Source organism: Leucobacter faecis, assembly GCF_054456635.2.
This window is the reverse complement of the sequence record NZ_JBTJEP020000007.1, coordinates 132,354-152,537: the sequence shown is the minus strand read 5'-3', so window position 1 is coordinate 152,537 and position 20,184 is coordinate 132,354. Positions and strand designations below refer to the sequence as shown.

18 protein-coding genes and 1 tRNA gene are annotated in these 20,184 nt (G+C 65.9%); 12 read left to right on the top strand and 7 right to left on the bottom strand.

Annotated elements, in window-relative coordinates:
- Positions 1-77 precede the first annotated feature (77 nt).
- Positions 78-1,013 carry a tRNA uridine(34) hydroxylase gene (locus tag ACXR2T_RS07930; RefSeq protein WP_458838817.1) on the bottom strand — a complete coding sequence of 312 codons (936 nt, stop codon included), beginning with the start codon at positions 1,011-1,013 and terminating at the stop codon, positions 78-80.
- A gap of 259 nt (positions 1,014-1,272) precedes the next feature.
- On the opposite strand from ACXR2T_RS07930, the gene ACXR2T_RS07925 reads away from it, so the two are divergent.
- The gene (locus ACXR2T_RS07925; protein WP_458838818.1) at positions 1,273-2,067 is read left to right on the top strand and encodes a MerR family transcriptional regulator; all 795 of its coding nucleotides are present in this window, start codon (positions 1,273-1,275) and stop codon (positions 2,065-2,067) included.
- 140 nt (positions 2,068-2,207) lie between these two features.
- Here the strand turns inward: ACXR2T_RS07925 and ACXR2T_RS07920 are convergent, their stop codons facing one another.
- A complete protein-coding gene (locus tag ACXR2T_RS07920; RefSeq protein WP_458838819.1) occupies positions 2,208-3,710 on the bottom strand; it encodes a carboxylesterase/lipase family protein in 1,503 nt (500 codons plus the stop codon).
- Positions 3,711-3,760: 50 nt separating this feature from the next.
- Positions 3,761-4,567, bottom strand: a complete 807-nt coding sequence (locus tag ACXR2T_RS07915; protein WP_458838820.1) for a FadR/GntR family transcriptional regulator — start codon at positions 4,565-4,567, stop codon at positions 3,761-3,763.
- Positions 4,568-4,635: 68 nt separating this feature from the next.
- On the opposite strand from ACXR2T_RS07915, the gene ACXR2T_RS07910 reads away from it, so the two are divergent.
- From ACXR2T_RS07910 to ACXR2T_RS07890, 5 genes are all read left to right on the top strand, one after another.
- On the top strand, positions 4,636-5,196 hold the full coding sequence (locus tag ACXR2T_RS07910; protein ID WP_458838821.1) for a YbhB/YbcL family Raf kinase inhibitor-like protein: 561 nt from the start codon (positions 4,636-4,638) through the stop codon (positions 5,194-5,196).
- Positions 5,197-5,344: 148 nt separating this feature from the next.
- Complete coding sequence (locus tag ACXR2T_RS07905; RefSeq protein WP_458815854.1) at positions 5,345-6,370, top strand: ABC transporter substrate-binding protein; 1,026 nt, start codon at positions 5,345-5,347, stop codon at positions 6,368-6,370.
- Between the two features lie 132 nt (positions 6,371-6,502).
- Positions 6,503-7,522, top strand: coding sequence for an ABC transporter permease (locus ACXR2T_RS07900; RefSeq protein ID WP_458815856.1), 1,020 nt, complete (start codon positions 6,503-6,505; stop codon positions 7,520-7,522).
- Between the two features lie 4 nt (positions 7,523-7,526).
- Positions 7,527-8,318, top strand: coding sequence for an ABC transporter ATP-binding protein (locus ACXR2T_RS07895; protein WP_458815858.1), 792 nt, complete (start codon positions 7,527-7,529; stop codon positions 8,316-8,318).
- A 177-nt stretch (positions 8,319-8,495) separates the two neighbouring features.
- Positions 8,496-12,419 carry an aldehyde dehydrogenase family protein gene (locus ACXR2T_RS07890; RefSeq protein WP_458838822.1) on the top strand — a complete coding sequence of 1,308 codons (3,924 nt, stop codon included), beginning with the start codon at positions 8,496-8,498 and terminating at the stop codon, positions 12,417-12,419.
- Positions 12,420-12,425: 6 nt separating this feature from the next.
- On the opposite strand, the gene ACXR2T_RS07885 is transcribed toward ACXR2T_RS07890, so the two are convergent.
- Positions 12,426-12,923: a GNAT family N-acetyltransferase gene (locus ACXR2T_RS07885; protein WP_458838823.1), complete on the bottom strand. Its 498-nt coding sequence runs from the start codon at positions 12,921-12,923 to the stop codon at positions 12,426-12,428.
- Positions 12,924-13,014: 91 nt separating this feature from the next.
- Between ACXR2T_RS07885 and ACXR2T_RS07880 the strand changes: the two genes are divergently transcribed.
- The 3 genes from ACXR2T_RS07880 to ACXR2T_RS07870 all read left to right on the top strand — a co-directional run bounded on the left by ACXR2T_RS07880 (position 13,015) and on the right by ACXR2T_RS07870 (position 14,194).
- Positions 13,015-13,095, top strand: a tRNA-Tyr gene (locus tag ACXR2T_RS07880).
- Between the two features lie 165 nt (positions 13,096-13,260).
- Entirely contained in the window at positions 13,261-13,788 is a 528-nt protein-coding gene (locus ACXR2T_RS07875) for a DUF7718 family protein (RefSeq protein WP_489945506.1), read from the top strand.
- A gap of 103 nt (positions 13,789-13,891) precedes the next feature.
- Positions 13,892-14,194, top strand: a complete 303-nt coding sequence (locus ACXR2T_RS07870) for a hypothetical protein (protein ID WP_458838824.1) — start codon at positions 13,892-13,894, stop codon at positions 14,192-14,194.
- A 79-nt stretch (positions 14,195-14,273) separates the two neighbouring features.
- Here the strand turns inward: ACXR2T_RS07870 and ACXR2T_RS07865 are convergent, their stop codons facing one another.
- The gene (locus tag ACXR2T_RS07865; RefSeq protein ID WP_458838825.1) at positions 14,274-14,735 is read right to left on the bottom strand and encodes a tRNA (cytidine(34)-2'-O)-methyltransferase; all 462 of its coding nucleotides are present in this window, start codon (positions 14,733-14,735) and stop codon (positions 14,274-14,276) included.
- A gap of 95 nt (positions 14,736-14,830) precedes the next feature.
- On the opposite strand from ACXR2T_RS07865, the gene ACXR2T_RS07860 reads away from it, so the two are divergent.
- A complete protein-coding gene (locus ACXR2T_RS07860; protein WP_458815870.1) occupies positions 14,831-16,339 on the top strand; it encodes an APC family permease in 1,509 nt (502 codons plus the stop codon).
- 123 nt (positions 16,340-16,462) lie between these two features.
- On the opposite strand, the gene ACXR2T_RS07855 is transcribed toward ACXR2T_RS07860, so the two are convergent.
- Entirely contained in the window at positions 16,463-17,017 is a 555-nt protein-coding gene (locus ACXR2T_RS07855) for a hypothetical protein (RefSeq protein ID WP_458838826.1), read from the bottom strand.
- Between the two features lie 155 nt (positions 17,018-17,172).
- Positions 17,173-17,373, bottom strand: a complete 201-nt coding sequence (locus ACXR2T_RS07850; protein ID WP_458815874.1) for a hypothetical protein — start codon at positions 17,371-17,373, stop codon at positions 17,173-17,175.
- A 48-nt stretch (positions 17,374-17,421) separates the two neighbouring features.
- On the opposite strand from ACXR2T_RS07850, the gene ACXR2T_RS07845 reads away from it, so the two are divergent.
- Entirely contained in the window at positions 17,422-18,372 is a 951-nt protein-coding gene (locus ACXR2T_RS07845) for a 2-hydroxyacid dehydrogenase (protein ID WP_458815876.1), read from the top strand.
- Between the two features lie 131 nt (positions 18,373-18,503).
- Positions 18,504-19,880: an NAD-dependent succinate-semialdehyde dehydrogenase gene (locus ACXR2T_RS07840; RefSeq protein WP_458838827.1), complete on the top strand. Its 1,377-nt coding sequence runs from the start codon at positions 18,504-18,506 to the stop codon at positions 19,878-19,880.
- Positions 19,881-20,184: the final 304 nt, after the last annotated feature.

Below are 20,184 nucleotides of genomic sequence, written 5' to 3'. Positions count from 1 at the left end.
AGCGTCAAGCATCAATAATTCGCGAACACTGATGCCATTGGCGTGATTGATGCGTTTCGCGGTGTGGGGGCCGCGGGCTACGCCGCGGCGTGCTCGGGGCAGGTCGAGCCCGCGTGGGCTGCGCACGCGACGACGCGCACGCGACACGTCTGGTCGGCGCAGTTGTCGAGCCGGTTCGTGGCGGTGCCGCACACAAAACAGCTGCCGAGCACGGCGGCGCCCGGCGCGAAGTCGGTGGCCTCGCGGCCGTCGAACACGGCGAGCGAGCCCTCCCACAGGCCGTCGTTGCCGTAGGCCTCGCCGTACTTTACGATGCCGCCGTCGATTTGGTACACCTCGCCAAAACCGCGCTTGATCATTGCGGCCGACAGAATCTCGCAGCGAATTCCGCCCGTGCAGTACGTGACGACGGGCTTGTTCTTGAGGTCGTCGTAGGCGCCCGATTCGATCTGGGTGATGAAATCGTGTGTGGTGGTGACGTCGGGCACAATCGCGCCCTTAAACTTGCCGACCTCCGCCTCCCACGCGTTGCGGCCGTCAAAAAACACAACCTCGTCGCCGCGTTCGGCCACCAGCTCGTTCACCGCCTGGGGAGAGAGGTGTTGGCCACCGCCCACGACACCGTCTGCGTCGACAACCGTTTCGTCGGCGATACCAAACGCGACAAGCTCGTCACGCACCTTGACGCTGAGCTTCGGAAAATCGCTGATGCGCCGCCACGGCACAGTGCGGTCGATACCCTTCATGGTTTCAGGTGCGACCGGGTCAAACCCGGTGCCGTCGCTCCACTTCACCTCGAGGCCCTTAAATGCGCTGAATTCGCGGGTGCGCTTGAGGTACTGCTTGCATGCATCAATCTCGCCGCCGACGGTGCCGTTAATGCCGTGCTTCGAGATGATGATGCGGCCACGCAGTCCGAGTGACTCGCACAGCTCACGCTGCCACAGCATGACCGACTCGGGGTCGGCGACGGGGGCAAACACGTAGTACAGCAAGATCTTGGGGTGGCTCACCCGACCATCGTACGCGTATCGCCTGCGCGAGCATGATTGTTGGTGCAAAAGTTGTGGGGAAAAGGCCACATCCACCACGACATTTGTACCAAAGAACCCGGGCAGCTTGTCGCACGAGGCTGCGAGTTATCTTGGGCGCCGCAATTGAGGCTTGACATTAACGTAACGTCAACTTTTAGAGTGAGAACGCGCCCGCCGACACCAACACCAACGCCAACCCCAACGCCAACCCAACCCAACCCAACACGAGAGACGCACTATGCACCACACCATCCAGCAGGTCGCAAAGGCCGCCGGCACCACCGCGCGCACCCTGCGCCACTACGACCAGCTCGGCCTCGTGACACCCAGCCACATCGGCACCAACGGCTACCGCTACTACGACGACCGCGCCCTTGTCAGGCTGCAGCGGGTGCTGCTGCTGCGCGACCTCGGGCTCGGCCTCGGCGCCATCGGTGAGGTGCTCGAAGCGCAAGACGCGGGCGGCGAGGGGCCTGTTGCCGAGGCGCGGATCCTGCGCACGCACCTCACGCTGCTGCATGCCGAAGCCGCCCGCCTCGCCACCCAAATCGCCTCGGTCGAGCGCACGATCGCGGCGCTCGCCCCCGCGGGCCAGACCACGGCGACACAAACAGAACAGGAACACACCATCATGACCGAGAACATCTTCGACGGCTTCGATCACACGCAGCACCGCGACGAGGTCGAGCGGCGCTGGGGCGCCGACGCCTACGCCCGGAGCGCAAGCTGGTGGGAATCCCAAACTACCGAGGAGCAAGAATCAATGCAGGATCGCGTGCACGCGTTGAACACCGACTGGTCGGCACTTGCTCGTGAGGGTGCGTCGCCAGACTCTGCGGTGGCCCGCGCGCTTGCAACCCGCCACCTCGACTGGCTGCGCAGCGTGCCCGGCATCCCTGCCGACTTTGAGGGCTACGTGCGAGGGCTCGCCGACATGTATGTACAAGACGAACGCTTTGCCGCGAACTACGGTGGCACGGCGGGGGCTGAGTTCGTGCGGGCGGCGCTCTTGGCACACCTCGACGCGGGCTAAGCCTCGACCGCGGCGGGAACGAAAAATATGCGCGACTACTTCTGCTTATGGATGAGTGTTAAGCGGAATTGGTCGCGCATATTTTATGCACAGGGGTCGGGGCCAGCGGCCAGCGGTCGGCGGCCAGCGGTCGGCGAAGGCTAAGCCTCGACCGCGGCGGGCATCAGTGCGCGCGCTCCCGCATAGGCGTCGGGCATGTCACGCACGGGCACGTCGAATACGCGACTTGGGCCCTGCCCGCCGACGTCGTGCGCCCAGCCCGGGTCGCCATGCTGTGCGAAGCGCACGAGTGCGCCGTGCACCGCTCGTGCGAGCTGCTCGGGCGGGTGTTCGCCCGCTACACGTGCAACACCCTGTGCGTCGAGTCGGTCGAACACGAAGGGCACGTCGATGCAGTGCCCCGCCTGCGGCGGCTCGTCTGCGTGCCAGGCAAACCGGTAGCTCCACGTCGCACCGGCCTCGGCGCGGGCGGTGCGGGCGGCGGCGATGCGCGGCACCCACGTACGAAACACCGAGTCTGTGGCATAGTGGCCGAGCAACACCACGGTGCTCGCAGTCGATTGTGTGAGCGGATCGGCCAGCCACCTGTCGGCCACGAGCGCTGACGCGCCGAGCGCCCGCAGCGCGGCCCGACGTGGCACCCGGTCGAACACGGTGCCTGGTTTGAACAGCCCCAGCAGCTCGCCGTCGGCGGTGCCGAGAACGAGCGGAACGCTGGCACTCGGGCCCTGCGCGACGGCCACGTCGACGGGGCAGGTGACGGTGCTGCCGTCGGCGACGGGCCCGAGCATCAGACCGTCACGCAAGAGCCCGTGAATCTCGCGCACGAGCCGCGGCGCCGAGGGTGACGTGATGTGGGGCTGCAGTTCTAGGATGCGCGCCTCAGATAACGAGGCAAACCCGCGGCGATCCGGAGTCACGCCAGCGAGCTTCGCGAGCCGCCGTGTGCGCTCGAGAGCGGCATTGACCGAGGGGTCAGCGATCGCCGCGCTCATGGCATAGCCGCCGTGAAATAGGCCGCGCGCCGCGGGCACCCCCAGCAGAGTGAGCACCGCGCCGCCGCCCGCCGACTGGCCCGCGATGGTCACGCGCCCGGGATCGCCGCCAAACGCGGCGATATTCTGCTGCACCCACTCGAGGGCGGCGACCCAGTCCAGCACGCCACGGTTGGGCGTCGCGCCGGGGATCCAGCCGAAGCCGGTGAACCCGAGCCGGTATGACAGCGTGATGAGCACGACCCCGTCGCGGGCGAACGCGGTGCCGTCATACCAGGGGCTCGCGGGGGAGCCCGAGATGAAGCCGCCGCCGTGAATCCATACGACCACGGGCAGCTTTGCCGCGGGGTCGGGGGCCGGGGTCCACACGTTGACGCTGAGCGTATCGCCGCCCGCGATCGAGTGCTCGGGGATGAGGGTCATGCCCGATTCGCCGCGCTGCGGGGTAGGTCCAAACGCGGTCGCATCGAGAATGCCCGCCCACGGCCCGCGCGGCATGGGCGCCGCGAACCTGAGCGGCCCCACCGGTGCGACCGCGTAGGGAATGCCACGAAACACTGCGGCTCCCTCGTGCCACGTGCCCAGCACGCGGCCCAGCGGCGTCAGCGCGACAGGCGCCTCGGGATCACACGGATCGCAGCGGTACATGACTGCATGTTATCGAGCGATCGCGGTGTGAGGGAAGAGGCTGCCAGGGGCTACGCCTTCTCTGGTTCTTGCGCCTCCTGTGCCTCCTGGGCTTCCTGTGCCTCCCAAGCCTCTTCGATGCGCTGCTGCTGTTCGGGGGTGCGGGTGAGGGGCGGCACCACTTCGTGCTGGTCGTTGACGATCACGACGTCGTGGTCGACGTGATCGACCATCGCGTGCACCGCGTCGATAAAATCGCGGCGACGAATCGCGTCGAGTACTCTGGCGTGGTCGCGCTCCATCTCGGCGCCGGTGGCGACATTCGCGAGGCGGCCGCGGTGCTCGGGCGTGCGCAGCTGATCGTTGATGCCCGCGTACAGCGACGAGAGCAGTCGATTCTTGGCCGAGTCAAACACGAGCCGGTGAAACTTGCTGTCGAAGGCGTTGTCTTCGCCGCCCGCAAAGCCGAGCACGGGGCACCTGGTGCAACCGATCTCATCAGCGGCGGCCTGCTCGAGCGCCAGCACGTCTTCGTCGGTGCGGTGAATCGACGCCTGCTGGGCAGCCTCAATCTCGAGGGCGCGCCGATAGCTCAAAATTTCCTCGAGTGAAAAGTCGCTCAAGAACTCGTTGAGCAGCGCGCTCGTGGGCGCCGCCGAGCGCACGAACGTTCCGCGGCCCGGCAGCGTCTCGAGCATGCCCACCGAGGCCAGCGACCGCACCGCCTCGCGCACGGTCGAGCGACCCACGCCGGTCTGCTCAGCGAGCGCTGGTTCGATCGGGATCCGGCTGCCGACCTCCCACTCACCGGTGGTGATCTTGCGGCGCAGGTACGCGAGGGTCGCGCGTGCGCGCTCTGATCCGGTGGTGCCAGCCATGTTGCCCCTGTCTGGCGCTAAATTGCGCCGAAGCCTAGGCTCATGAGTATAACGAGAGAGGAACGAATATGGCACACGAGACACTGGGGCGCGGCGCCTTGAACCCCTACGCGGGTATGCGGCAGGTGCCCGGGTTTACGCTGACAAGCGACGACATTCAAGACGGTGAACCGCTGCCGGCCGAGGTATACGCCGACTACGCGGGCGGGGCGAACCGCTCACCGCACCTGATGTGGTCGGGATTTCCGGCCGAGACGAAGAGCTTCGTGGTCACGGCGTTCGACCCCGACGCTCCCACGGGATCGGGCTTTTGGCACTGGGCCGTCGCGAACATTCCGGCGAGCGTCACCGAGCTGTCGGCGGGTGCGGGCGCCGCGGGCGCCATCGAGCTCTTGCCTGAAGGGGCGATCACGATGCCCAACGAGATGCGCGAGCCGGCGTTCACCGGGGCAGGCCCGCCCGAGCACACGGGGGTGCACCACTACTGGTTTGTGGTGCACGCGCTCGACGTGGCGCACATCGACATTGACCCGCAGGCGACTCCTGCCGTGCTCGGGTTCATGATGCGTGACGCGGTGCTCGCGCGCGCGATCATTGTGTCGACGGGTGAGTTTGGCGGGGCGGCGTAACCGCAACAGCTCGGTCACGAACCGCCACACGTTTGGGTGAAACGGTCGCGCGCCAGTTACGATGCTGGAAACGGCGTATTGCTGCGCCGTTTTCCCGTATCGCCGCGGCACAGCAGCCGCGGCCAGCATCGTAAGGATTCGATAGCACATGCGCCAGACCTCGTTTCGCCGCCGCGCGCTTGCCTTCGCGGGTATCGCCGCGGCTGCAGCCCTCACACTGACCGCCTGCTCGTCGGCCCCCGCCGACTCCAAGGGAGACGCCGGCGGCAACGCCGTCGAGACGGTCAACATTGGCATTAGCCAGCTCGCACCGCACCCCGCGCTTGACGCGGCAACCGAGGGCTTCAAGCAGGCGTTCATTGACGCGGGCTATGTCGAGGGCGAGACGGTCAACTTCGACCTGCAGAACGCCAACGGTGAGCAGTCGACCGCGGTCACGATCGCGCAGAGTTTTGCTTCGTCTGACGCAGACCTCGTGCTCGCCGTGGCAACGCCTGCCGCGCAGGCTGCCGCGCAGGCGATCCTCGACAAGCCGGTGCTCTTTACCGCCGTCACCGACGCGGTTGCTGCAGAGCTCGTTGACTCAAACGAGAAGCCCGGCGCCAACGTCACCGGCACGGTCGACGCGGTGCCCGCCGACGCGCTCAAAATTCAGCTCGAGCTCGTGAAAGAGCTCAACCCCGACGCCAAGACCGTGGGCATTGTGTACGCCTCGGGCGAGGTGAACTCTGAGGTGCAGGTGAAGGCGGCCGAAGAGGTCGCGAAGGAGCTCGACCTGAAGATCGTCACGAAGACGGTCACCACGGCAAACGACATTGCGCAGGCGACCGAGGCACTCGGTGACGTCGACGCGATCTACGTGCCCACCGACAACATGGTCGTGAACGGTATCGCTTCGCTCGTGCAGGTGGCAGAGAAGACGAAGACGCCCGTGATTGGCGCTGAGCCCGGCACCGTCGAGGGCGGCGCGGTCGCGACCTACGGCATCGACTACACGAAGCTCGGCAAGCAGACCGGCGAGATGGCGATTCGCGTGCTCGAGGGCGCAGACCCGGCAACCACGCCGGTCGAGACCCCGAGCGAGCTCAGCTACGTCGTGAACCCGGCCGCTGCGGAGCGCATGGGCGTCGAGATCCCCAAGGAGATTCTCGACAAGGCCACGATCGTCGAGTAACCCCGACAGCCCAACCCGCCTGGTAATCCACGCGGTAGAGTGCAGGTGCCCGGTCGAACGCAATCGCCAGACCGGGCACCTGCCCTGTTATCCAAGCAGTAACGCGAATGAACGCAAGGAACACATACACGCATGATCGGTGCGCTTGAACTAGGCCTCATCTATGGAGTGATGGCGCTCGGCGTCTATCTCACCTTCAGGGTGCTCAACTTTCCAGACCTCACGGTCGACGGTAGCTTTACGACCGGCGCGGCAACGGCCGCCGCGCTCATCACGGCCGGCCAGAGCCCCGTGCTCGCTACGCTCGCGGGTGCCGCGGTGGGGCTTGTCGCGGGCGCCGTCACGGGCCTGTTGCACACGAAGGGCAAGATCGACGGTCTGCTCGCCGGTATTCTCACGATGATCGCCCTGTGGTCGATCAACCTGCGCATCATGGGCACGGTGAAAGAGAACTCCGCGGTCGCCGCAAACCTGCCACTTTTGCGCGCCGACACCGTGTTCACGCCGCTGCGCGACGCTGGACTACTCGGCACCTGGGGCGGCGTCGCGATCATCGCGGCGGGCGTGCTCGTGCTCAAGCTCGTCGTCGACTGGTTCCTGTCGACGAACCTGGGCCTCGCGATCCAGGCCACCGGCGACAACGGCCCGATGATTCGCAGCTTCGGCGTCAGCACCGACGGCACCAAGATTCTTACGCTGGCGCTGTCGAACGCGCTCGTGAGCGGCTGCGGCGCGCTCGTCGCCCAGTACCAGGGCTTCTCGGACATCAGCATGGGCGTCGGCCTGATTCTCGTCGGCCTCGCCTCGGTGATCCTCGGCCAGGCCATCTTCGGCCAGCGCTTCATCTGGGTCGCGACGCTCGCCGTCGTGCTGGGCGCGGTGCTCTACCGCCTCATCATCTTCTTCGCGCTGCGCGGTGGGCTCGACCCCAACGACATGAAGCTCGTCACCGCGGTGCTCGTGGTGGCGGCGCTGCTGCTGCCGCGCTGGGGCTTCTTGCGCAAGCTCCCCAAGCTCGGCAGGCGCGGCGGCAGTGTCGTGTTTGAGAACGGCACGGCCCAGGCTGCGACTGCAGCTCCGGATCCGGCACTTACGGCCCAGGAAGCTGCGGCAGCACCTGCCGCCGCCCCCGATCGTGCGAGCGAGAGGTAGAGACATGCTCAACATTGATCACATTGAGAAGACGTTTTTTCCGGGCACAATTAACGAGCGGCGCGCGCTCGCGGGCCTCGACCTAAAGCTCGAGGAGAAAGATTTCGTCACCGTTATCGGGTCGAATGGCGCCGGCAAGTCGACGCTCTTGAACGCGATTTCGGGGCGGTACTCGGTCGACGCGGGCACGATCGAGATCGATGGCACGCGGGTTAATAGGCTCAGCGAGCACCAGCGCGCGAAGTTTATTGGGCGGGTGTTTCAGGATCCGATGGCGGGCACAGCGCCCGAGCTGACGATCGAGCAGAACCTGGCGCTCGCGGTGCGCCGCGGCAAGAGCCGGGGGCTGGGGCCTGCGCTGTCGAAGCCGCTGCGCGAGCGGTTTGCCGAGGAGCTCGCCACGCTCGAGCTGGGGCTTGAGAACCGGCTTACCGCCAAAGTGGGGCTGCTGTCGGGCGGTCAGCGGCAGGCGCTGTCGCTGCTGATGGCCGGGTTTACGCACCCGCGCATTCTGCTGCTCGACGAGCATACGGCGGCGCTCGACCCGCAGCGCGCGGCGCTCGTCACCGAGCTCACCGACCGCATCGTGACGGCGGGCGGGCTCACCACGCTCATGGTGACGCACAACATGGAGCAGGCGATTCGTCTCGGCAATCGCCTCATCATGATGCACGAGGGGCGCATTGTGTTTGAGGCGTCGGCCGAGCAGAAGAAGGCGCTCACCGTGCCACTGCTGCTCGCCGAGTTCGCAAAGATTAAGGGTGCGCAGCTCGACGACCGCGCGTTGCTCGCGTAGTTTCGCGTAGTTTCTCGTAGCTTCGCCCAGCTTCGCGCAAATATGCGGGGGTAATTCTGCTTTAGGTTGGTTCATAAGCAGAATTACCCCCGCATATTTTGTAGTTCCCCTAGCGAGGGCGCTCGGAACGACGCGCGCCTCAAGCGGGTTTGCGGCTGCGCGTCATACAGTGGGCATATGCCCCCAGTCTCGATTCCTGCCGAACCGTTCTGGGACGATCTTGTGGCTGGCGCCCAAGCGCGGGCGGCCGAGTGGGGCGGCGTCGAAACTGGCCTCCTGCATGGCATTGGCGCCGACCCCGCGTCGGCCGAGTTCACGAGGCGCCTGCTCGAACTCGTGCTCGGCGACGCAGACGCCGTGTCGGCGGCGCTCGAACTCAAACAGCTCGCGCATGAGGCACCTACGTCGATGCGGACGCCAGGCCGGCTGCTATTACAGGCGAGCGGCAAAGTATCGCTCGGTCTGCCCTGGGCCGTGATGCCCGTCGCCAAGCGCTGGCTGCGCGACCGACTGTCGCACATCGTGCTGTCGTCGAAGTCGCAGGCGACGCTCACCGAGGCGCTGCGCCGCCACACCGAGTCTGGCACCATGCCGGTGGTGCGCCCGATTGGGGAGCGCGTGCTCGGCCCCGCTGGCGTCGCCCGTGAAGTCGAACGGCTGGTGACCTTCGCCAAAGCCCCCGGCGTCACACACTTGATCGTCGACCCGGCGAGACTCGTGCCGGGTGGCAGCGACTGGAGCGCAGACGCAGACGTTGCCCAGGCCGCCCACACGCTGCGCCCCGTGCTCGATGCCGCGGCCGAGCACTACACGACGGTGCTCGTCGAACCGACAAGCGTGCGCTGGGCGCGGCTCGTGCCCGAGATCCTTGAACTCGCGCTCGCCGATCAAGAGCTTGACCGGGTGCAGGTGGGGGCCGCATTTCTCGCCGAGCTGCCCGAGTCGCGCGAGCTCTACAGCCGTGTGAGCCGCTGGGCGCTGCGCCGCGTAGCCGACGGCGGGGCTCCCGTCGAAGCCGTGATCGGTGTCGGCGGCGTGGCGGCGCGAGAACGCATTGAAGCGGTGCGCGCGGGGTTGCCCGTGCCCGTGATCGAAGACGAACCGACGCTCACCGCACAGGTCTTGAACCTCATAGAGTTAGCGCTGCACCCCGGACGTGCAGCCGCGTTGCGGCCGGTCATTGCCACCGAAGAGCCACTCATCGTCGCAGCGACCGTGGCGGCCGCGCACAAGCTCGGCGCGAGCCACTTGTATTCGATCAGGCTGCGGGCGGGCGTGGCCGATGGGCTCGCGGCCCAGCTGGTGGGTGAGAAACCCGCCGCTGCGGGCGCGAGTGCCGCTGCGTTCGCCGCGCCAGCTAGCCACACGGCAGCCGGTGCAGCCGCGACCGGTGAGCTGCCAGAGGTGCGGGTCTGCCTGCCGGTCGTGCGCCCCCGCGAGTACGACGGCGCGATCGAGTTGCTCGTACCGCTCGCACTCGAGACCGCGACTCGGCCTGGTGACGCAGCTGAGGCCGCACGCGTACTTCGCGCGGCCGCGGCGCTCGCCGGCCAGGGCCCCGCGTCGACACACCGCACCCAGTCACGCAGCCGCGAGTGGGATCCGACCGAGCTCGACAGCGCGCTGTTCTACCGCGCCCCCGACGAGCCCGCACGCTTCGATACCGGCGGACTCACCGCCGCGGTGCTCGGGCTCACCCGCGGTGAAACCGGCGAGGTCGAACTCACTGAGGTCGCACCAAACCGTGCGATTCCATTCGTGTCAGAGACGGGGTTCGCGAACGAGCCCGACACCGACGCCTCGCTCACCGAGAACCGCGACTGGGCGCGCAGGCTCGTCGCGCTCGCCCGTGACGACGTCTCTACGGCAGCACCCGCGGCCCGGCAGCTGGGCGGCGCGGCTGCTGCGTTCGATCCGGATCATGCCGAATCACCCGAGCGCGGTGTGCCCGTTGCTCCCAACGCCCCTGCGCCCGGAGCGCAGGATCATGCCGTGTCAGCGCCGAGCACGTCGGTGCTGGCCTGCTCAGCGCGGTGGCGTGCCCTCGGGCACGGTCAGCGAGCGATCCACCTGCGCAGGCTCGCGCTCGGCGCCGTAGCGGCGCGCGATCGACTGCTGCGCACACTCGTTGCCGAGACGGGCGCGCCCGTGCCCGAAATTGACGCCGAGGTCGGCCGCATCGTCGATGCGGCACGCTACACCGGGCAGCTAGCTGAGGGGCTCTCCGCCGTACGCGGAGCAACATTCACCCCGGGTGACCTCACGCTCGTCGCCGGCGATGCGTGGGCGGGGCTTGCCGCGCACGCCGAGGCCGTGCTCGCCGCGCTGGGAGCGGGCAGTGGCGTGCTGTGGTGTGCGCCCGCCGCGCTCGCGGGGGCGGCTCGGGCGCTCGTTGAAGAGTGGGCGGCGGCGGGGCTGCCTGCGGGGAGTGTGACGCTCACCGTACGGGAGCTTGACGGTAATGCGAGCCTCGCAGACGACGGTGGCGATGGCGGTGGCGACCACGCGATCGACCTCGCGATTACGCACGACGTGGACCGCGCGATCGTGCTGGGCGATCGCACCATCGCGCGTGCGGTCGCACGTCGCCGCCCAGACCTCAGCATCGACGGCAGATTTCTCGCACGCGGCAGCATTATCGTGTCGCCAACGGCCGAGCTGGCGAGCGCGGTCGAAGACGTGGTCAGCTCGGCATTCAAAGGCTCCCCGCTCGCCCGGGCAAACAATGTGATCGTGGTGGGCAGCGTGGGGCGCGTGCGCCGGTTCACGGTGGCGCTCACCGACGCTGTCGCAGCCCTGCGCATCGGCGACACCGGCGTCTCACCCGGCGCAGAGCCGAGAAACGACCGAGCGCATGAGCGCGATGCGACCCCGTCGCGCAGCACGGCGCTGACGCTCGAAATCGATTCCCAGATCGAGGTGTGCCCAATCGCGATCGAAGTGGGCCCGCTGCCAGCGCCGGCCACCCCCGCGCAGCTGCGCGCACTCACCGAGCCGGGCCGCGGACACCTTTGGGCACTCCCACCGCTGCAGCTCGACGAACGCGGCCAGCTGTGGCGCCCAGGCGTGCGCCTGGCAGGCCTCGCCACCAGTATCGGCGCCAGCCTCAGTGCGGGGCGCACCGGTCTCGGCGCTCGCGGGCTCGACGCCGAGCGCACCGCGACTCAAACGGCTGACGCGCTGCCGGGGCTGCCCGTGATCAGCGTCACCCATGCGCACACGCTGACAGAAGCGATCCGGCATCAAAATGACAGCGGCACAGGCGCGGTCGCGGGCCTGCAGGCGACCGCCGCGGGAGAGATCGAGCAGTGGCAGGGCAGTGCCGAAGCCGCGACGCTCGCACTGAACCGGCCCACGAGCGACGTGCGCGTCGAGCGGCAACCCGTGGGTGCATGGAACGATGCAGCGCTGGGCACCGCAGCGCTCGCCGCGGGCCCGAACCGCCTCGTGACGCTGGGATCGTGGCGGCTGCGACAGGGAACCCCCAGCAGCACGCTGCATCTGCGCGGCCTCGAGCCAGAGGTGAAGGCTCTCATCGAGGTGCTGCAGCCCGCGATGTCGTACACCGATTTCGATGAGCTGCGCCGTGCAGCCCTCGCCGACTCGCTCACCTGGCGCACGACGTTCGCGCCCGATCGCGACGTCGCGGGCCTCGGCATCGAACGCAACCTGTTGCGCTATCACCCCGTTGACACGCAGATTCGGCTCGCCGAGGGGGCACCCATTGTCGAACTCGCGCGCGTGACCGCGGCGGCGCTTTTGGTGCGGGCCGACGTGACGATTTCGACGGGAGAGGTGCTGCCTCAGGAATTCGCCGAGTTTCTCGAGAAGCTCGGCATCGAGGTGTCGCTTGAGCGTGACGACGATTGGCTCGAGCGTGTCGCGGCGTCGGGGCTTGGCGCTGCAAGGCGCCTGCGGCTCATCGGCGGCGACGCGGTGCGCACCGCCGAATGGTTTGGCGGGCGTGACCGCGTCTCAATGTGGGCCGAGCCCGTGACCATGGCGGGCCCCGTCGAGCTACTCGCGCTCGTGCGCGAACAGGCGGTGTCGGCCCGCGCGCACCGTCACGGCGTCGCCGTGCCGGTGCCCGGGCTCGACTAGCAGCGGCTATCTGATCCGCATTTCTTGATGCGGAATATCATCTTCCAAGAACACGTCACCCACGGGTCGAAACCCAAACTGCGCGTACCAGGCGGTGAGGTGGGCCTGCGCATGGATCCGGATCGGTGCCTCGCCGCAGCGTGCCACCGCGGCCCGCATGAGAGCGGCCGCCGCACCCCGCCCGCGCCAGGCGGGCGCGGTGACGACGCGACCGATGCTCACGAGGCCGGGTTCGTCTCGGTGCTCGCACAGCACGCGCACCGAGCTTGCGACCTCGCCCGCCGGCCCCTCGAGCCACATTTGCACAGTGTCGGGCTCGGTGTCGCGGCCGTCGAGGTCGAGGTAGACGCAGTTCTGCTCGAGCACAAATACCTCTTGGCGAAGGCGGGCGATCGCGTGGAACGTGCGCGCGCTGAGGTCGTCGAAGCTCGTGACCGTGCGCAGGGTAAGGCCTGCGGGCAGCTGCGCCTGGTCGGTGGCGCTTTGGGGGCGTGGGGTGCTCATGAAGCCAGTGTGCCACGCCGAGGCGCGCTCGATTTCCGTTCTTGGATGCGAGACGGTAGTGTCTATTCTTGTTCGTGTTCGCATGAACAAAGGCGGATTGCCCGAGCGGCCAAAGGGAGCTGACTGTAAATCAGCCGCGCAAGCTACGTGAGTTCGAATCTCGCATCCGCCACATATCACCCCCGGGTCTTAGACCCGGGGGTTTTGTGATTCGTGGGCGGTGTTTGTCGCCGTGCTTGCTGCCGTGTCGACGAGACGGTACCGAAACGACGAGTCGGCATCGAAATATCGAGACGGCATCGAAAATACGCTTTTAACATGCCGACTCGTCGTTTCGATGCCGACTCGTCGTGGGCGACCCTGCCGCTCGACTTATCCACAGGCAGTTGCGTGCATCCCAGTGTGGACCAAACGGAGGTACCCTGTGGGCATGGGGAGGGGCAAGTACGGCGCATCGTCGGCGAAGAGCGCAGCGCGTAATGTCTTTGACGCAGCCAGAGAAGAACCACGTTGGGCTCCTCCGCGTAAAGATGAGTGCGATCCTGAGGAGCCGCCGATGGTGTATCCGCTGTCGGACGTGACTCGCATCTGTCACCGGCAGCGCACGATGAATAACAGAGTCGTGGATTATTCAGTGCAGCACGAGGGCCTCTTGCCTTCAGGTCAGACGGATCCCATTATGCGGGTGGACTGTGCCCACGCGGAAGTGCATGCACATCGATTCTGCCCCCGTCCTGAGACGCGTGAACTTATTCGGATAATATTTGACCAGAGTGATGTCGAAGCAACCATGCAAGATGCATATGATCTAGTTTTCGACGAATCGGCGAAGAATGAGAGGTGCTGGCGCAATGCAAAGCACTGAGTCTAAAAGGCACCGGATCGCATCAGAATTTATGCAAACCATTGCCCAAACAGGGTCGAATGAGTACCTGAAAGTAACAGGTTTGAACGGCGAGAAGCCCTTGATGGTCGCATTCGAAGACGAACTCATCAGTGACGTGTTGGCTCGGATCGCCTGGACCGGTGGGTACTCGAATCTTCTCGTTGTAGGAAACGCGAGATCTGTGATGGTTTCCGTGCTGCCGGCGGCATCTGCGATTCCCGAGGGCGAACCCGTGGCGCCCGCTGAGATTCACGCTGACGCCTCAGTGGGAATGCTTGTGGCGGTGGCGGGTGCCTATTCCAACGGACTGCGGATCCCGGTGCGTATCGGCGAACTATCGGGCGATGTGCTCTCAGGCGCAGAGCGAGTACCGGTCGGTGCGTAAGTAAAACTGCAGGTGCTGGAGCGCTGGAGCGTTGGAGCGGCGAGGTGGGCGCAGAGCTACCGGCGACCCGCGGCCCGCCCTACTGCGCTCCGGGAAAGCCCTGCTGGCGCCAGGTCTCGTAGACGGCCACGGCCGCACAGTTGGCGAGGTTCATAGAGCGGCGACCTGGCACCATGGGCACCCGCAGTGAGTCGGTGATGGCAGGGTGGTGCAGAATTTCGTCGGGGAGGCCGGTCGGCTCTGGCCCAAATAGCAGCACGTCGCTCGGCTCGTAGGCGACATCGGTGTAGCGGCGATCGGTGCGAGCAGTGAACGCGAAGATGCGCGCGGGCCCAAGCGTCTCGAGCGCGGCGTCGAAGGAGTCGTGCACGGTGACGACGGCGAGGTCGTGGTAGTCGAGGCCTGCGCGCTTGAGTTTTGCGTCTTCGAAGTCGAACAGCGGGCTCACGAGGTGCAGCTCGGCACCGCTGCCCGCGGCCATGCGTATGGCGTTGCCGGTGTTGCCGGCGATCCGGGGTTCAAAGAAAAGTACGCGAGTCACCACACGAGCCTACCGCGCGTCATTAGGACTATGCTTTCGACGAAAGCACGCAACGTCGCGTGCCCATGGATCAACGCTGATCCGAAAGGAAGATCATGTCTGACACCCCCAAACCGGCCCATCTGGCCGATGATGAACACCTCGCCGTTCTCGGCTATGAGGGCAAGTTCGACCGCTCAATGAGCCTGTGGGCGAACTTCGCGCTCGGCTTCACCTACCTTTCGCCCCTCGTGGGCGTCTACTCGCTGCTTGCTGTCGCGCTGTCAACGGGCGGCCCGCCCTCGATCTGGTGGATCGTGATCGTTGCCTGCGGCCAGCTGCTCGTCTCGCTCGTATTTGGCGAGGTCGTGTCGCAGTTTCCCATTCACGGCGGCATTTATCCGTGGGCGCGCAGGCTCTGGGGCAGGCGCTACGCATGGATGGCAGCGTGGGTCTACATTTGGGCTCTGATCGTCACGATCACGTCGGTCGCCGAGTTCGGCGCCGGTTTCGTGACGAGCCTGCTGGGCATCGAACTCACGCCTCTTTCGACGCTGCTCACCGCACTCGGGTTGCTGCTGCTCGCGCTCGCGATCAACTTTACGGGCACCAAATGGCTGGCCCGGATCGCCCGTCTCGGGTTGTTTGCAGAGCTGATTGGCGTGATTGGGTTGGGCTTGTACCTGCTGCTCTTTCAGCGGGTGCACGACTTCTCGGTGTTCTTCGACACGATGGGCAAAGCGGGCGACGGGTCGTACTTGCCGGTGTTCATGGGCTCTGCGCTCGCCGGCCTGTTCTTGTTCTACGGGTTTGAGGCGTGCGGCGACGTGGCCGAGGAGGTTTCTGACCCCGCTCGTCGTATTCCGAAGGCCATGATGATGACGATTCTGGTGGGCGCGGTGTCTGCGCTGTTCTCGTTTGGTGGGTACGTGCTTGCCGCCCCCAACCTGCAAGATATTGTCGATGGTAAGGTCGCCGACCCGATCCCCGCGATCCTCGAGGCGACGCTGGGTGCGGCAGGCGCGAAGGTGTTCTTGGTGGTCGCGGTGCTCGCGTTCATTTCGTGTGTGCTGAGCCTGCAGGCTGCCGCCAGCCGGTTGCTGTACTCGTTTGCACGCGACGGCATGCTGCCGGGTCACACCTGGTTGTCGAAGGTGTCTGAGACCACGAAGGTGCCCACCAACGCGCTCATCGTCGCGTGCACGGTGCCCGCGCTGATCTGTGTGCTGATTTACGTAAACGATGGCATTCTGGTGGCGGTAACGTCGTTTGCGATCCTCGGCATCTACCTGTCGTTCCAGATGGTCGTGTTTGCGAGCCTGAAGCAGCGGTTCCAGGGCTGGCGACCGGCGGGGCCGTTCAACCTGCGGGGCATGGGCTTCGTGGTCAACGTAGTGGCTCTGGCCTATGGCATCTTCGCGATGGTGCTGCTGGCGACCCCCGGCGAATCGGGTGATTTCTTTGCAGATCACGTCGTGCTGATCGGTCTGGTCGTGGTGTTGGTGCTGGGGTTCATTTACCTGTTTGTGGCACGCCCAGACCGTAAGTCTGACGCCCCGCAGGGCGACGCCAAGCAGGTCGCCGACGAGATTCGCAGGCGCACGGGCCAGATCGACGTTCGGTAGATTCCCTGCGGTAGATTCCGTGCGGTAATGCCCGCGTGGTAGCTTTCGCCCGGCATGCGGGCGTCGTCGCGAGGATGGCGTCGCGTTCCTGGCTTCGCAGCTCGGTTGGTTTGAGCTGCGAGGCTAGGCGCAGCGCACGCTTAAGGTGGCTGTGCCTCGGTCTGCGCCTTCATCGTCCCACGCTGTGGCGGTGAGCGCTAAGTTGTCGCTGGTGAACTCGGTCACGTCGATCGGGCCCATGGGCGCGCCCATCGCCACGAACATGTCGGTGCTTTGTAACTTTCTCGTGGCGCCGAGATCAATGCGCGCCTCTCCGTTCAGCTCGCCAGAGCTGTTGGTGAAGTCTCCGTCTAGGTATCCGATCACCTCGCCACCGTCGTCGTGTACGGGCCCACCAAACAGGGCGTCGTTGCCGTCGTACAGCGAGCACGACTCGAGGTCAGCGGTAAACGTGACATCGCCCACTGCGAACGTGGCAGTGCCGATCTCGTATGTGGCCGGCGTGTTCGCACCGTCTGATGTTTCGGGGTGATCGCCGGGGGCCGCGTCCGTGACGCTTTCGGGTGCACACCCAGACAGGCCGAGCGCGAGAAGCGCGCAGGCGCCGAACACCGCGGCGACAGAACGGGTGGGTCTCGGCCGCCGTGGAACCTGCTCGAAACGAATGACAGCGTGCACGAGATCCTCATCTCAGTCAGAGCGAGGGCGCACAGCCCACGCAGGGCAAATCAGAAGACAGCTGCGATGGATCGTAACAGAAAACCCCTCATCACGGGCTAAAAGCGCGTGACAAGGGGGTCTGGTGAGTAGAAAAACGAAGGGTCTTAGGTCACCTAGTCGGTTGTGAAGCGGCCGAGCAGCTCAGCCGCGTGACGAATGTCGCCCTCGAGCGAGTTGACCTGCTCTTCTGAGAACGTGCCTGACTTCTTAGCCTTGTCGAGGCGTTCAAGCCCACCCTGTACCTCGTTGTCGAGACCATCGGTGACGAGGCGCTGCACGCTCTCGGGGAGACGGTGAAAACTCGATGTATCCATAACCACCAGAATACCTGATCAACAGAGCAGGTCGGTAGACTCAAATTTATGAGCGAGTTTGTCGTGTCACTGCCGAGCGATCCGAGCCTTGTCGAGGCCCTGCACCAGCGGCTGGGGGAGTCGCCCGAAGTGCGGTTTATCGAGTGGAATGTCGACGGCCCCGCCCCCGAGGCGCACATCGATATCGTTGTGCCGCCCTACTGGGGCGGCGCGCGCAGGTTGGCGAACCTCGGCAGCGTTAAGGCGCGTCTCGTGCAGTGGCAGTCGATCGGCTACAACGGAGTCGCGCGGCACCTGCCCGCGGGGCTGCCGTTCGCGAACGCCGCCACCGTGCACGAGGGATCGACCGCTGAGCTCGCCCTCGCGCTCACCCTCGCATCGCAGCGCGGGCTCGACACGTTTATTCGCCAGGGCGACAAGCGCACTTGGCAGCTGCACTCACTCCCCAGCCTCGCCGATCGCCGCGTGATGATCCTCGGTTACGGCGGGGTGGGTAAGGCGGTTGACGCCCGGTTGCAGGGCTTCGAGGTCGAGGTGATCCGAGTAGCGCGCTCGGCGCGCCAGCAACCCGGTCCCGCGGGTGAGCTCGTGCCCGTGTATCCACTGAGCGAGCTCACCGAGCGGCTGCGCGACACCGACATCGTGATCATTGGGGTGCCGCTCACCGATGACACGAAGGGGCTTGTCGGCGCCGAGCAGCTCGCCGCGCTGCCCGACGGTGCGCTGGTCGTAAACGTGGCCCGCGGCCCGGTTGTCGACACCGACGCGCTGATCGCCGAGCTGAACTCAGGCAGGTTGCGCGCGGCCCTCGACGTCACAGACCCCGAGCCGCTGCCCGCCGAGCACCCGCTGTGGGACTGCCCGGGGCTCATTGTGACACCGCACGTTGGCGGCGATTCGAACGCGATGATGCCGCGCATGTCTGCGTTGATTGTGCGCCAGATTGAACGGTTGAAGGCGGGCGAAACCCCCGAAAACCTCATTGATCTCGGCAACTAAGGCACGGATTCGTAGCGAATCGACGCCCCGACGATGCTTTCGCACTGCCATTTCTTAGCCTGTGGTGTCACGATAGAGGGGCAGCCACGATGACCGTGCGCTGTCACAGTTGAGACAGGAAACGATAAACAATGGCGAAGTATCGAGTTCAAAACCCCGCTACGGGCGAGATTGTCGAGACCTTCGAACAGGCTACCGACGCGCAGATCGAGCAGGCGCTTGCCAGTTCTGACGCCGTCTACCGCGAGTGGCGCGAGCGCAGCGTGCAGGAGCGCGCACAGGTCGTAAAGCGCGTCGCCGAGATTTTCGAGGAGCGCAAGGACGAGCTTGCGGGCATCATCGCGCTCGAGATGGGCAAGTCGATCGCAGAGTCGATCGACGAGGTCGAGTTTGCGCGCGACATTATTGAGTACTACGCGGTGCACGGCCCCGCGCTCATCACCGACTACGAGATTCCCAGCACGATCCCCGGCAAAGCCATCATCGAGCACGTCTCGGTGGGCGCGCTGCTGGGCGTCATGCCCTGGAACTTTCCGTACTACCAGGTGGCACGCTTCGCGGCCCCCAACCTGCTCTTGGGCAACACGATTCTGCTCAAGCACGCCGACATCTGCGCGAAGTCGAACCTTGTGATGCAAGAGATCATGGAGCAGGCAGGCGTGCCCGTCGGCGGCTACCAGGCACTGTTTGCCTCGCACGACCAGATCGCCACCATGATCGCAGACCCCCGTGTGCAGGGCGTCTCGCTCACCGGCTCCGAGCGTGCGGGCTCGATCATCGGCGCGCAGGCGGGTGCGAACCTGAAGAAGGCCGTGCTTGAGCTCGGCGGCATCGACGCGATGGTCGTACTCGACTCAGACAACGTCGCCGAGATCGCAAAGACCGCGTGGGAGTTTCGTACCTACAACGTCGGTCAGGTGTGCAACTCGAACAAGCGCATGATCGTGATGGACGACATCTACGACGAGTTCGTGGCCGAGCTCGTGAAGCTCGCTGACGGCCTGACACCCGGCGACCAGCTGAACCTGAGCGAGGGCGAGTACGTGCCGATGTCGACCCGCGCCGCGGCCGAAACGGTCGACGCGCAGGTCAAGAAGGCTGTCGAAGAGGGCGCTCGCGTGCTCGCGGGCGGCGTGCTGTCAGAGGGCCCGGCGGCGTACTACTCGCCGACCGTGCTCGTCGACGTGCCCCGCGACTCGGTGTCGTACCGCGAAGAGATCTTCGGCCCCGTCGCCACGGTCTACCGTGTATCGAGCGACGAAGAGGCGCTTGAACTCGCGAACGACTGCGCACTGGGCCTGGGCGGCTCGGTGTTCTCGACCGATGAGGCACGCGCAGCGCGCATCGCCTCGCGTCTCGAGGTGGGCATGTCGCACGTCAACACGATCGCCGCTGAGGCCGCCGAAATTCCCTTCGGCGGCGTGAAGCGCTCGGGCTTTGGCCGCGAGATGGGCCCACTGGGCATCGGCGAGTTCGCTAACAAGCGCATGTACTTCGTCGCCGAGTAGCCGCTCTCGGTTCTGGATTCTGCGACTGCGCTCGCAGGCTCGCTTCGCGCAGAATGACGGGTGGGGTGTGTGCAGGCTCGCTTCGCGCAGAATGACGGGTGGGGCAGGTCCCCTCGTCATTCTGCGCGATGGTCTCACCCCTCGTCATTCTGCGCGACGGTCTCACCCCTCGTCATTCTGCGCGACGGAGGAGTCGCAGAATCCACGCCGGATCGCCGCCGTCCAAATATGCGCGACTATTTCCGTTTAAGGGCCGGCTTTAGACGGAAATTGTCGCGCATATTTTCGGCGGCGGCCGGCGGGC

Excerpts from the sequence above, each read along its gene's own strand:
- ACXR2T_RS07920 (WP_458838819.1), bottom strand. The coding sequence starts at position 3,710 with ATGTACCGCTGCGATCCGTGTGATCCCGAGGCGCCTGTCGCGCTGACG.
- ACXR2T_RS07840 (WP_458838827.1), top strand. The coding sequence starts at position 18,504 with ATGGCGAAGTATCGAGTTCAAAACCCCGCTACGGGCGAGATTGTCGAG.
- ACXR2T_RS07925 (WP_458838818.1), top strand. The coding sequence starts at position 1,273 with ATGCACCACACCATCCAGCAGGTCGCAAAGGCCGCCGGCACCACCGCG.
- ACXR2T_RS07860 (WP_458815870.1), top strand. The coding sequence starts at position 14,831 with ATGTCTGACACCCCCAAACCGGCCCATCTGGCCGATGATGAACACCTC.
- ACXR2T_RS07845 (WP_458815876.1), top strand. The coding sequence starts at position 17,422 with ATGAGCGAGTTTGTCGTGTCACTGCCGAGCGATCCGAGCCTTGTCGAG.
- ACXR2T_RS07910 (WP_458838821.1), top strand. The coding sequence starts at position 4,636 with ATGGCACACGAGACACTGGGGCGCGGCGCCTTGAACCCCTACGCGGGT.
- ACXR2T_RS07890 (WP_458838822.1), top strand. The coding sequence starts at position 8,496 with ATGCCCCCAGTCTCGATTCCTGCCGAACCGTTCTGGGACGATCTTGTG.
- ACXR2T_RS07875 (WP_489945506.1), top strand. The coding sequence starts at position 13,261 with ATGCCGACTCGTCGTGGGCGACCCTGCCGCTCGACTTATCCACAGGCA.
- ACXR2T_RS07885 (WP_458838823.1), bottom strand. The coding sequence starts at position 12,923 with ATGAGCACCCCACGCCCCCAAAGCGCCACCGACCAGGCGCAGCTGCCC.
- ACXR2T_RS07900 (WP_458815856.1), top strand. The coding sequence starts at position 6,503 with ATGATCGGTGCGCTTGAACTAGGCCTCATCTATGGAGTGATGGCGCTC.
- ACXR2T_RS07915 (WP_458838820.1), bottom strand. The coding sequence starts at position 4,567 with ATGGCTGGCACCACCGGATCAGAGCGCGCACGCGCGACCCTCGCGTAC.
- ACXR2T_RS07895 (WP_458815858.1), top strand. The coding sequence starts at position 7,527 with ATGCTCAACATTGATCACATTGAGAAGACGTTTTTTCCGGGCACAATT.
- ACXR2T_RS07905 (WP_458815854.1), top strand. The coding sequence starts at position 5,345 with ATGCGCCAGACCTCGTTTCGCCGCCGCGCGCTTGCCTTCGCGGGTATC.
- ACXR2T_RS07870 (WP_458838824.1), top strand. The coding sequence starts at position 13,892 with ATGGTCGCATTCGAAGACGAACTCATCAGTGACGTGTTGGCTCGGATC.
- ACXR2T_RS07850 (WP_458815874.1), bottom strand. The coding sequence starts at position 17,373 with ATGGATACATCGAGTTTTCACCGTCTCCCCGAGAGCGTGCAGCGCCTC.